Below are 12,599 nucleotides of genomic sequence, written 5' to 3'. Positions count from 1 at the left end.
AAAATCAGGCGGCTTCCGGAAAAACTTGAGACGTCGAACAGGAGAAACCTTGAAATTTCCACTTAAACATCATGTAAATCTTCCAAGAAATCAAAAGGGGGAGGATTGGTTCACCGGCGACGTCCACGGAGAATGGAGGGCACTGGTCGATTTAATGCTACTACGGGGGTTTGATTTTGATGCAGACAGGCTTTTTATGGTCGGTGATCTGATTGATCGGGGGAGCGACTCTCCGGGCACATTACTTTTTCTCGACCAATCTGACTTCGCGTACAGCATCGCAGGCAATCATGAACTGATGTTTTTCGAATCTTTGTACAGTGCGGAAGACCGCGAGATGCACCTTTGCAATGGAGGCGAATGGACCCTCGCGGAAGATGAGATTTACCTGGACCAGCTACGCGGAATCATTGCAGAGCAGATGCCTCTTTCTATGTCTATAGAAACTGAGTACGGCATCGTTGGGATGGTTCATGCCTCAGCGCCTCACGAGTGGGAATTGCTGCGGGATCCCGAGTCCGACTACGACCGCTGCTATCGTTACCTCGTGTCCAGGTCTGACTGCAGGGAAGCTGCCTTAGGTAACTCACGTGCAATCAACGGAGTTGATCTGGTCATTCATGGTCATACTCAAACTGAGGATGTTGTCGTTGGTCGGAATCAGATCTGGATCGATACCGCATACTCGGAAATTGGTCGCAAATTAATCACGCTGAGCGAAGCTGTGTCCTACATCCAAAGGAGTTAGGGTTCTTATGGCGTAAGTTCCGAAAGGGGCGGGAGCATCAAGGCAATATGCAGCGTATTGTGGGGGACTGAAAGTGAAGCCTACCCCGCAGACCTGGACTCCCCCCTTCACAGGGCAAACCTGGCAGTACAACGGGGCAACTCCAATTTCGGGCTATGAAATTCCGGAAGGCCGTCGGTATTCCTGACAGATCCCCCAAGAGGACTCTCCGCCGTCCTCTGATAAAAACCGATGCTCTCTGCTCAGTTAAAATCTCGGCTGATGCAGTCTGCTTGACCGCCATAGCAAAACGGGGAGTCCCGTACAGGCCCAAAGGACATGGCCGCGAATGATCCAGTCCCATATCAGGTTGCCTGAACCAAGCATGACTAATTGAATAATCCACCCCGTTGAAAAATCCCATACCGAGGCGACTGAATCCAGGCTTAGGTGTGGAATAAGATCTCTGTTTTATGTGCTGAGATCCGCAGCCAACGGATAACATTTTCTAGTACATAAGCCTCCAGAACACACCAGATAGTGATCCAGACGGCTGCTTCCCCCGCGATATATGGTCCACACGCATCACTGTCGATTCCTTTCAGGCGTGCATAAAAAAATTCACTTCTCCTTCTTAATCGGAACGGACTTCAGCAATGCACCAGTTCTGCCTTCGACATCCCTGCTGCGCCTATCCGACTGAAAGATGCTATCGCTGCAAGTCATTTAAAACGAGCCGTCGCTGATAAAACAGAAAAATTTTTCTGCCGATTTAATCGCCAGACGTTTTAACCCTTAACTACACGAAAAGGGAATCATATGTTCGGGGCAATTGTTGGCGATTTTATCGGAAGCTGCTGGGAAGGTGCGGACCCCTTTAACTTCAAGGGTGATCTGCTGAGTGACAGGAACCATTTCACAGACGATACCGTTCTTACTATCGCTACCGCCTACGCATGGGCAGTGGCGGGCGACATGAAAACCCATTACCGGGACATGATAAATGATTATCAGGATCTCGGCTTTTCTGAGTCTCTGATTCAATGGGCGGGTGGTTTCGACGCACAGCAGTACTTAAATGAGGGGAATGGGGCGGCCATACGGGTGAGCCCTGTGGTGATGTGGGCAAAGTGTCGCAATGAAGCGATCGCATTGTCACGAAGCTCGGCCTCCGTGACCCACTATAACGGAATTGCCATCCAGATGGCGGAGCTCGCCGGAGCAGCGACCTTTATGGCCCATGGCAATTGCACGCCGGCCGAGATACTCGAATTCGCAAGAGATTACAGCCCTTCTTTTTACATACAGCCCCGCTCTGCAGCGCCCTATCGATGGGAATCTGTGATAACCGCCATCGAGATTGCCTGCGATACAGAAAGCTTCGAGGACTGCATGCGCCACTGTATCTCTGCAGGCGGAGATGTGGACTCAGTTTGTGCAATCGCGGGAGCAATTTCAGACGGCCTCTGGGATTGCCCTCCGCGCGTTGTAATTCAGGTGCTTGATGAGCTTAAACGGCGCCACCCTGACCTTTTCAGAATGCTGCGTCTTTCTCTTCTGGGAGCCGGCGCTCCAAAGCATTATTTCCGGTTTCTTGAGAAACACCCCTTTACCTCAGCAGAGCAAGTCTGCTTGCCCGCGCGGTGATAACCAAAATTTACAGACTGGTTTCCGGTTTTTTCGGGGCTTGCCCTTTAAAGAATGATCAGCCTCTTAAGTCAATAACCCCCCGAGCGGACGAACCGCTCCCTTAAACACGATAAAGGTGACAGATGACTATGATGTCCGGAGTAAAACAAGGAACAGCAATTCTCATGCTTGGTTTCGTCCTGTCTGGCTGCGCCACTAACGGTGGGCAGGGCAACGGCATGTCGGATGCCGCTGGCCGCGTTGGTGGAGTGCTAGAGGAGGTCGCCAACGGTGTCGGAGCCGTTTTTGGTGGAATGCTCCAGCCATACACGAATGGCGTGAAGGTAACCGATGAGCAGATGGCGCAACTTGAAGTGGGTATGCCGGCTTCCAGGGTTGAGCAATTGATCGGCTATCCCACCGAGATCAGAAGTTTGAGTAGCGGAGAGGTGTGGTCCTATCCCTACAGTGAGATTCCTCATTTCGGTGAAAACATCAATGAAACGACCGTCATACGGTTTGACCCGTCAGGGCTTGTAACTAAGGCCTACAAAACGAATGCCCGTGGCAATGCCAGCGGGAATCCCCTGATTGATGCTGCGAACGGCCTGCAGTAGCCAGTCATCTCGGTGGTGAATTCTGTAATACAAGCATTTGTGAAGTCTCGCTAGCTGATTGCGCAGGTGCGCACACCGGGGTCCAACTCAAAAAGAGGATATCGCGTGATTCAACGTACACAAGACAAAAAGGAAAATGGAATGGCGAAATTTTTGGTCGGGAAAATGGGTCTGGTCTTCGTTCTGATGATCTTTGGTCTGGTCGGGTGCGGTGGGGGCAGCAGTTCATCCCCTCAGAATGACTCAACTCAGGAGACTCCCTACGAGGATAAGGAGGGAGGAGATAATGGCGATATGATTGAGGAAGAAGATCCGATAAATGACCCGGGTACTGCGGATGATTCCCCCATCGTTAAAGACCTGACGGTTTATGATGAACACCGCGTATCCTTCGACACTTTTCTGGGCTCTTTTGGTGGTCCTTTCGTGGGCCTGTCCGAATCAGGAGATGCTTTTGCAGTCTGGGTGACTTCTGACCTCGATATCCTGGGGGATGGTGAATGGAGCTCTAAGCTGCACACAAAGACCGGCGATATTTCGACAAAGACCTGGGCGGCAGAGCAATCACTTCCTCTTCCAAAAGTGGGATCAGTACGCATGGACATGGGTGGTAACGGTGATGCAGTGATTGCGCTATCTGATGATCAGGGCGTGAGCGTGTTTCACTACACTTTGGAAGGTGGGCTGGAGGCGCCCATGTTGCTAAGGAACGCTGACAGTACGGCGGTTGTGGGTCTGGATGTAAATGATCGCGGTGACGCTATTCTGGTATGGCATGAGCTTAACACCAATAAGCTGGTGTCCCGCCTATATAGCAAAGACAGAATGAGCTGGGGCAGTGAAACGGTGATGAATGTTGCTGCAAATGGGGACATCTTTGCATCCCAGGGCCACGTGAAAATTAACCTTAATGACGCGGGGCAGGCTCTCTTTGTGGATTCGGCCATTCAGTCAGGCAAGTCGCGGGAGGCTTTGCTTGTAAGGCGTTATGACGGCACCAGATGGTCTGAAATTGGTGATGTCGAAGCTTCAGCTTTCCCTTACGCCGACGCTGACTCCGTGTCCGGATATCTGGATGACCAGGGGCGCATTGTTGTGGGTATGGGGCGTCGTGCTCCAGGTGAGGTCTATATTTCGGCAGGGACTATTGCTGGTGGTTTGAGTGAGGCGTCGCTTGCTTTCTATCAGTACTCGAACCAGGGCCTCTTTCAGCTGGATGCCCGCTGGACTGGCGCGAAACAGATCACGGCCAGCTTTGTCGGAAGAGAGTCCGGGACCAGGCACTATGTGAGCTCCAGCAATGACTCGGGCGCTACATGGAAGGTGATTGGATACTTCAACGGCACCTACGGTAACGACAGTGCTAAGACTTCAAACAAAGGAAATACCATTTACATTCAGGACGGAAGTCAGTGTGAATCCGCCAAGAGGTTTGGTGCTCCTCTTGTCGCCCTTAACAAGGATTTGTCGGTGACGAGAGCATGTGTGATCAACCGGATGACGTCTGTTGATGTCGCAGTGAATGATTCGGGTGAGGGGGTAGTTATGGGCAGGCATGATGCCATTGATTCGCTCATATTCCATTTCTTCAAATCGAATTACTGACACGCTGAAAAGAGGAGGAGTATTGCTCCTCCTCTTTTCCCGGAGCTCCGCGGAATACTTTTGATTCAATGTGCCAAAGCAGTGAAACCAAAAGTTGCACCGACTTTGAACAAAAGCGGACATTCGCGCTGCTGCCTTTTTCGAAAACCAATATTTCACAAAGCCGCTAGGTGTCTGCGATTTGGGGTGCCATGACCTCAGATTCGAGGTCGCCAAACTATAATCCCCATTTTCGAATTGAATTCGGGAACGTGTTAACGAGGCAGTCTATGAAGAGCAAGTTTAGAGAGTCGTATCCGCTTTTGATGGCGCAGAAGGACGACAATTCCTTTCAGCGATTTGGCTTAGAAATCGGATCGGGATGGCTGTTTCTGGTGTACGAGCTTTTCGGCTTTTTGGAAGATATCCAGCGCCATTCCGGCCAGGCAGTGAGTATTTCTCAGATCAAGGAAAAGTTCGGGTCCCTCCGGATCTATCTCAACAGCAGCCCTGAAATCGCGAAAGATGTAGACATGCTTGAAAGCCTCTTCGAATCTTTATCGGTTCGTATTTGCGATATCTGTAGCGCACCCGGTCGGCGTCAAAACGACGAAGGGTATTGGTGTACTCGATGCGATAAACACAGAAACACTGCCGATGGCGACATGCTGAGAAGGGCCGCTCAAGAGGCTGAAAAAGATTTTATTGACTATCAACGACAGGGCGTCGCGTTATCCGGTTATGTGCACTTGAAAGCGGTTAAAAGCCCTTTGGGTGAAGGATACGGAACCCTGACACTGACCCGCTTTCCTGATCACCTGGATTCGATCCCTTCAGGCTTGATGGATCAGGTCTCGGTCGAGGAGCTGGCCGACCGACCGGTCTCAGATCTTGAAGGTGTAGTTAAGGAATTGAAGGAGCAGAAAAAGCGATTGTTCGGTACAGCCGACGCTTCTATCGAGGCCGACATTATCCTTGGAAATCCCGTTGAAGAGAGTGCAGCTCAGGCGGTCCGGGCGCTTCGGGACAGTGAACGCAAGTGACGAATTTCCCTGCTTTTCGTTACGATCTCGATTTTGCCTTGTGCGTCGAGACCAAATAGAAATCGATTGTGATCGAGAAGCCAAGACTCGATCTAATCGGATTCGCGGTCTCTGGACAGCTGCAAAAACTTTGTCTGTACTGGGGTGAAGCCAATGCCTCATGACAGCTCGAGTCAGTTTTGTCGTGCAGCTCTCAGCGATTTTGTCAGGCTTTCTATTGCGGCCGTTGAACCTTTGCTCATTTCTCTGATCCGGCACTCCCACACAATTATCACGTTCCAGCCTTTGGCCCGGAGTCTGGAATAGTTTTCCTGGTCACGGGCTTTGTTTTTTTCCAGTTTCTCTCGCCAGAAAGCGGTATTCGAGCGGGGGAGCTTGAAATAGCGGCAGCCTTCATGACAGTGCCAGAAACACCCGTTTACGAAGATGACGGTTCTGAAGCGTGGGAGCACTATGTCCGGTTTTCCGGGCAGGTCTTTGCGGTGGAGGCGATACCGAAAGCCTCTCCTGAACAGCTCTTTCCTGAGCCACACTTCCGGTTTCGTATCCTTACCTTTTATCGCCGACATATTCCGGCTACGGGTCGCCTTGTCGTGAACATCCGCCATTAATCAAGCCGCTTTGGAATCTCTCTTCTGAAGTTTATTGATGGCTTGCAGAATACGTGGGCGCATGAGCTTTGCGACTGCGCGAAAAACAGGAACAGCGACCGAGTTTCCGAACTGCCTGTAAGCCTGAGTGTCAGAAACCGGCACTTTAAAGTTGGACTCATTCGGGCGATCAAAGCCCATAAGGCGTGCACACTCTTTCGGTGTGAGACGCCTCGGCCGGTTGGCTTGATTCAGAATATCCTCAAACCCTGCATTCATATCCCACCCGCGGTCCACCAGAATCTCGGAGCCGTCCTTGTGGTATCGGGCCGAGAGCGTTCGGGCGACATCGTTTGGGCCCGTCAGGCCAAAGCCAAAGCCGTTGCCCTTTTCCCTGTGCTTCTGTGCATAGTCGTAGAGGTATTTCCAGAGCTTCGGAGTAAGGATGTACTTGTCGTCGACTTCATCTTCGGGTTCCAGTATGTCGCCGAAGGTGGGCACATTGAGCGGACGCTCTATGTCTTTAAGCGTGAATCCCTCGTGGACATCGAGATCCCTGCGGAATCCGACTAAGACGATTCTCTCTCTGTGCTGGGGAACAAAATTGCGGGCATCGATGACTTTCGGGTCGCTTGTGCCGGCAAAGTTCACGTCTGCGACCTCATAACCAAGTTCATCAAGCGTATCCAGGATTACTTTAAATGTTTTCCCTTTGTCATGGCTTTTGAGGTTTTTTACGTTCTCAAGCAGGAAAGCTGCAGGTTTTTTAGCCTTTAGGATCCGGGCCACGTCAAAGAATAAAGTGCCCTGAGTGTCGCACTCGAAACCATGCTTTCGGCCGAGAGAATTTTTCTTGGAGACCCCGGCGAGAGAGAAAGGCTGACACGGGAAGCCGGCCAAAAGAACATCATGGTCGGGGACTTTCTGATCTATGTGTGCATACGCGGTTTCTTCGTCAATTTCCAGGTTGTCTGAGAGAGTCACTTCCCGGATGTCTTCGTTAAATACGTGCTTGTCAGGATCGTTGTAATGATTGGCCTTATAGGTGCGCACCGCGTATTTATTCCATTCGCTGGTGAAAACGCACTCGCCGCCGATCTCTTCAAATCCCCGGCGTATTCCTCCGATCCCGGCGAAAAGGTCAATAAATCTGAACTCATGACCGTCAGTCTGGAATGGTTCTGGCAGAAAGCCCTCGAGCAGCCTGACCTCCGGTGCAGTGAGTGTGACACCTTCAACTTTAGCCAATACCTTTTTGAGACGATCCCGGTTCCAGGAAAAACCAGAGCATTCCTGCAGCTGTTCCACTATGTATTTGGGATCATAAATTTCAGCGACCGTACTCAGAAGCCGGAAATCCTGATCGCCCTGATCCTGAAGTTGCCTGGTTTCTTTTTCTGGATCCATGAACCAACGCCTGTTTAGAAGGTTTTGTCTGATGAATTGGTCTGATTCTATGTCAACATTCGCGCTGAATCGACCTTGCCTTTGTTCAGTCTGTTCACTGTCTGAAGGCTGTATAAGTGTACAGATACTGCAAGAGGCCATCCAGGGCGAAGTGAAAAATAATGACGATTTTTCCGGTTTAAGGACTAAGCTCCCTTTGTAGAAAATAGACGGCCGTTTCGCATTTAATTAGCAAGACGGGGAAGCAGGCTATGGTTCTCACATATGAGAGTAAGCGGGTTGAGTGTTGCTCGTGTTCGAATGATTAAACCAGAATCAAGATGCAGGTTTTGTCAGATCAGGTCACATTTCAACGCATACGAAAGGGATCTAGGGACGCGTAAATGATGCTATTTGAGAAAGTTAAAAGCCGGATACCTGACAACGATCAGCTTGCGAAAGAAGTTGCTGACGAAATTTTCGCGGGTAAGGCTCCGGAAGAGATCAAGTCTCATTTTTCCGATTACGTCACGCAGATACATGACCGCATCTACGAAAAATATGTTCTGGCTGAGCGCAGAGCTGGCCAGCAAGTCATTGATGAGCAGATTGAGCGCCACTCAACGATCGATTTTTCAGAGATGAGCAAGCTGATGATGTCACTCTCTCAGTCCCGGCGCAGCCGGGCAGGACAGGCTTTTGAGGGCATCTTTAAAGCGCTGTTCTACAAATTAAGCTACCCGTATTCTGATCAGGTCAACATCGAGGGAGCTAAACCGGATTTCGTCATGCCTTCAGAGGAGTTCTTCCGGACGAACCCGTTGGACTCAATAATCTTTACTGCAAAGAGAACGCTTCGGGAACGATGGAGGCAAGTGGTAACCGAGGCCAACAAAGGATATGGTTTTTTCCTAGGCACGTTCGATGACAAAATTTCGGCCAACCAGATCAGTCAGGCAGCCCGCCACAAAATCTACATCGTAGTGCCTGCTTCGATGAAAAAAGAGAATCCGAATTATCGCGAGGCCTATAACGTGCTTACGTTCGAGGATTTTCTGAAGCTCCATCTTGATCCTGCAATGGACAGATGGGTAGCTGCCGGATTCAAAACAGAGCCCGAATCTTCGACAGGAATGTATCAGGGTACGTTTGAAGAGTTTGACCGGTAGTCAGCATTCAGTTGCCTTTGGTATTGACTTTTCTTAAATCTCCGCTATACTAGAGTGCTTGTGATTGTGGCATGAGGGATTGAATTTAATGAAAACAAGCAACAAATTCAAATGCCGCACATCCGGACTCGAGAGTTTCCTACCTTTAAAGCAGTTTTCCTACCAAATATTAGTTTGCCAGATAAATCAAAACTTAATAGCGAAGCGTTTCCGGGCCTTCTGACAGGTCCGACCATCATCTGAGGATCAAAGGCTTTTGACGTCCCTTTGCAGGCCGTGCGAGCTTTCGTTTGCCTGAAAAACGCGATGAATCCCAAAAGCGCCGAAATGTTGGGCTTTGAGGCCGAATTGCGTCTCAAAGGTATTCTGAAAATTTTGGGCGTGGCCATTGAGAATAAAGTCATCGCCGTCCTCATGGAATAGAAGTCTTGTTATTTGAGACTGCTGATCGCTTCTGAGTTTCCATTGAAGAACTGAAAAAGCTGCCGGGGAGATGTTTATGAGTTCAGCCAGAAAAACGTCGGGTGCCCGTAATGAAAATAAGGGTGGATGTATGCCGAATGGGCAAACCATCGAAGACGCGATCATTGAGCAAATGAGGACAGCGGACCAGAAGAAAAGAGTGGTCTCTGGTAAGAGAGCTGCCCCTTCAACCCCGAAGACCTTTGAGGTTGTTCGCAAACAAGGTTGGGAACGACTCAAAGAGACGGTTCCTGAATCAGATGAACAAGAAGTTTCCAAGGAAAGGATTGTAGAGAACGGTCAGATTCGCCGATTGCACAACTGTCGCGAGGAAGTCCTGAAACTGCTCGAGGCATTATTGAGAGAGTTTCCGAATTTCCGTGAAGTGACCAAGGAAATTATTGGCAGTTACAGGATTTCAATGATTGGTGGCAGTCCTTTGTCGCTACCTGTCATTAATCTGCAGGGGCCACCCGGAATTGGCAAGACTACCTATGTGCGTGCCGTCGCTTTGGCTCTTGGCCTGCCTTTCCACGATCTGAAAATCTCCCAGATGATGGAAAAGTTTGAGATTGCCGGAATGTCGAAGGGCTGGAAGGGTGCAAGACCCGGCAAGATTGCCAGGATCATGCTGGAGGAAGAGCCTATCGAAGGGCAGCCCGTCATTCTGTTCGATGAGCTTTGCATGGCCAAGGACACAGCAGAGCATTCGGTTGTTCATCCTCTGTATACCCTTTTCGACAGGGATAGCGGCGAATACTTCAGGGATCTTTGTCTCGACGTCCCGATCAATACGAGCCACCTTCTGATGTTCTCCACGACCAACAACGTGGAAGTGCTGCGCCCGGCTCTCAGGTCACGCCTTTCATCTTTCGATATCGAAGCGCCCGGAACAGATGAGATGCGTTCGCTGGCTCAGAATCTATACAGGCAGCTGCTTGGGAATTTCAACATGACGGACTATTTCCCGGCACTTCTGGGACACGACGTGCTTAAAAAAGTCACCGATGGTTCTATTCGGGAGATGAAGCGGAATCTCCAGCGGGCGATTGTTCGTGCGGTGGCTGAGTCCGGCGGACAAACCCGGTTTACGCTGAAAGTGGGCCATTTGCCTGACGCCCCATCGCGGAAACAACCGATCGGCTTCTAAAACTTTGTGCAACTTCGGCTTGCAGCAGTCGTTTCGGGCTGCTGCAAGCCTGCCAATCGGCGGGGCAAATTTGTCCCGGTACCGTCTGATTTCGAATTTACGAGGTGGGTGGAATGGATAGTCTTGACGCGTTGTTTGCTGATCTTTGCGGGGATCATTGGGCCAGGAAAACGGTTACTCATAATGACAAAGATAAGGGCGGTTTATACGTCACAAGGGCGCTGGAAAAAGTAATGACCGCTGCAGGCAAGTCTGCAGAGCGCTATGAGAATGCAGAAGACATTACGTTTGAACTTGTTTTTCCGGATACGGGTACCGGAGTGCTGTCTTATTACGAATCTCAGCGTGACGACCGACCGGAAAAGCGAATGGGTCGGAGTATGGTTTCCGGCTGGCTGAAGAAAAGAGACGAGTTCTATATCGGATGGACTGGCAGCAAGCTTATTGCCGCAAGGAGCGACACTGCCGGCACAGCCGTTGATGAGCAGACCATTGTTTCTTCTCTGACGCGCCTGGTCAGCGATGAGGAACTCAGGAAGCGCGCCGGCAAGGCCCCACGTCAGCCGGCTACGAAGGTTGCTGAGCGCAAAGAGTTTGAAAGAAGTCCGGCCGTGGTCGCGTATGTGCAGAACAGGGCGGGAGACAACTGCGAAATGCCGGGCTGCACGTCCGTGCTCTTCAGAAAAGCTGACGGATCTGCTTATAAAGAGGTTCATCACATTCTCCCTCTTGCCGAGGGAGGTGATGATTCCGTTGAGAATGCCGCTGCGCTTTGTCCGAACTGTCACCGGGCCCAGCACTATGCAGAAAACAAGGCTCAACTCCGTAAAATCATTGCGAAGCACGTAGCTCACCTTGAGAAACGCTAGGAACGTGTTCTGCCCCATCTCATCCTGAAAATCTCATCAAAGCGGGTCCTGCAGCCAGGCAATTGAGGATGCGCGCAGGTGTGGCATGAGATGGCAGCGTGTGTGTTGCAGGTATATAAAATTGACTGTGGGACGCGGTATCCGCGTGTCGGATAATTTTTCTTAAGGGTGGAGTGAATATTATGGAAGATCAGGAACTGGTAGAGCTTATCCTCGCTAATGATAACCCTAAGCGGCTGCTTGCTTTTATCCAGGAGGCTTTTTTATCAAAAAAGATTCTTCCTGCAATGAAAACGGAGGGCGTCAGTGAGGGTTGGGTCAAGGGTTCACTCAAGACAGGCGCAGACACCTCTTTCAAGTTGTTCCAGGTTCTTGAGCGCAACCAGCCAGTCACTGAAGCTGACCGACTGGCAGCGAGAAAGCTCTGCGAAATCTGGGGGCTGGATGCTTTTCAGCTTGTCGGAAGCATCGAGAAACTTTCCGGTGAATATAAGCTGTTTATTCGCGTAGTCAGTCACGGCGACGGCGAATCTTTAATCAGGGAAGAGCCAGCACGAGCTGTCGCTCTTTACACCGATCCGTATCGTCCGCGATTCGGCGACAGAAACCTGAGTCAGAAAGAGCGTGCTGAAATTGACGAGGTGGCAGGGTTTCTCCGGAAATGGTCAACCGATGAGCTACGTAAGCTGCTGTTTACAAGGTTCGTGATGAATCATTTCCTCTGGAAGCCGGTCGACCTTGATGCTGTGTATTTTAGAGGCAAACAGCGGACGCCCTTTATTCTCGAGTATAAGCGAAAGGATGCCATGAAAGGTTTCTACCCGTTTATCGGCGGTCGTGGCTTGACTGTATCAGAAGTTGGAAGGCTGCAGTCAGGTTTCAGACAGTACTTAGCAGGCATGGGATTCGGTGATCGACAGAAACCTTCCATGAACGATGTTCGGGATCATTTCGCAACTTACGTTTCTCAGAATTTTCCAGGGGTTATCGGCGAGCGCGTGTGGGAACGAGCGTTCGGACTGGATCTTTCGCACGCATCAAATGTTCCCGGAAACGACGATTCGTGGGGGTATTCCTACCTGATATGGGAAGCGCCTGCTCCGGAAAAGATCTCGAGCTTGTTGGATACGGAACTTTCACCGAGAGCTACTCCTCCGCTCGTTTTCAGCGATCTCGCGCCCGGGAGCTTCTCCGGGGTTGCATTCACCGTTTACGGAGACTCCGGCTCTTTCGATGCGCGCACGAGATTGCAGATGTGTATCAGGAGGGAGGGGCCCGGTTTCAGGAGTGCGGAATACCTTCGAAATGTGTTTTCCGTTCGTCCTTCATGCGCAGCAGGCTGATCCGGTCATCGCTTTTGTAGGGCCATTTGA

General features: G+C 50.6%; 11 protein-coding genes. 9 read left to right on the top strand and 2 right to left on the bottom strand.

What is annotated here, in order from left to right; genetic code table 11:
• The first annotated feature begins 49 nt into the window (after positions 1-49).
• From CFT65_RS00215 to CFT65_RS00195, 5 genes are all read left to right on the top strand, one after another.
• Entirely contained in the window at positions 50-748 is a 699-nt protein-coding gene (locus CFT65_RS00215) for a metallophosphoesterase (RefSeq protein ID WP_172408393.1), read from the top strand.
• Positions 749-1,546: 798 nt separating this feature from the next.
• Entirely contained in the window at positions 1,547-2,374 is an 828-nt protein-coding gene (locus tag CFT65_RS00210) for an ADP-ribosylglycohydrolase family protein (RefSeq protein WP_088826052.1), read from the top strand.
• 167 nt (positions 2,375-2,541) lie between these two features.
• Complete coding sequence (bamE, locus tag CFT65_RS00205; protein WP_172408392.1) at positions 2,542-2,973, top strand: outer membrane protein assembly factor BamE domain-containing protein; 432 nt, start codon at positions 2,542-2,544, stop codon at positions 2,971-2,973.
• Positions 2,974-3,078: 105 nt separating this feature from the next.
• On the top strand, positions 3,079-4,578 hold the full coding sequence (locus tag CFT65_RS00200) for a hypothetical protein (RefSeq protein ID WP_141103789.1): 1,500 nt from the start codon (positions 3,079-3,081) through the stop codon (positions 4,576-4,578).
• A gap of 269 nt (positions 4,579-4,847) precedes the next feature.
• Entirely contained in the window at positions 4,848-5,600 is a 753-nt protein-coding gene (locus CFT65_RS00195) for a hypothetical protein (RefSeq protein ID WP_088826049.1), read from the top strand.
• A 173-nt stretch (positions 5,601-5,773) separates the two neighbouring features.
• Here CFT65_RS00195 and CFT65_RS00190 read toward each other — a convergent pair whose 3' ends face one another.
• Together CFT65_RS00190 and dcm are read right to left on the bottom strand one after the other, a co-directional pair.
• Entirely contained in the window at positions 5,774-6,169 is a 396-nt protein-coding gene (locus CFT65_RS00190) for a very short patch repair endonuclease (RefSeq protein WP_267283775.1), read from the bottom strand.
• A gap of 42 nt (positions 6,170-6,211) precedes the next feature.
• Positions 6,212-7,597 carry a DNA (cytosine-5-)-methyltransferase gene (gene dcm, locus CFT65_RS00185; RefSeq protein WP_088826047.1) on the bottom strand — a complete coding sequence of 462 codons (1,386 nt, stop codon included), beginning with the start codon at positions 7,595-7,597 and terminating at the stop codon, positions 6,212-6,214.
• A gap of 383 nt (positions 7,598-7,980) precedes the next feature.
• On the opposite strand from dcm, the gene CFT65_RS00180 reads away from it, so the two are divergent.
• The 4 genes from CFT65_RS00180 to CFT65_RS00165 all read left to right on the top strand — a co-directional run bounded on the left by CFT65_RS00180 (position 7,981) and on the right by CFT65_RS00165 (position 12,569).
• Positions 7,981-8,745, top strand: coding sequence for a type II restriction endonuclease (locus tag CFT65_RS00180; protein ID WP_088826046.1), 765 nt, complete (start codon positions 7,981-7,983; stop codon positions 8,743-8,745).
• 499 nt (positions 8,746-9,244) lie between these two features.
• Positions 9,245-10,357 (top strand): AAA family ATPase, encoded by a 1,113-nt coding sequence (locus CFT65_RS00175; protein WP_172408391.1) that lies wholly within the window; start codon positions 9,245-9,247, stop codon positions 10,355-10,357.
• A 113-nt stretch (positions 10,358-10,470) separates the two neighbouring features.
• On the top strand, positions 10,471-11,226 hold the full coding sequence (locus CFT65_RS00170) for an HNH endonuclease (protein WP_088826044.1): 756 nt from the start codon (positions 10,471-10,473) through the stop codon (positions 11,224-11,226).
• A 182-nt stretch (positions 11,227-11,408) separates the two neighbouring features.
• Positions 11,409-12,569 (top strand): hypothetical protein, encoded by a 1,161-nt coding sequence (locus tag CFT65_RS00165; RefSeq protein ID WP_088826043.1) that lies wholly within the window; start codon positions 11,409-11,411, stop codon positions 12,567-12,569.
• The last annotated feature ends 30 nt before the right edge of the window (positions 12,570-12,599 follow it).

The sequence above is a fragment of the Marinobacter sp. es.048 genome (genome assembly GCF_900188435.1).
GTDB lineage: Bacteria > Pseudomonadota > Gammaproteobacteria > Pseudomonadales > Oleiphilaceae > Marinobacter.
This window is presented reverse-complemented; position numbering and strand designations above follow the sequence as displayed.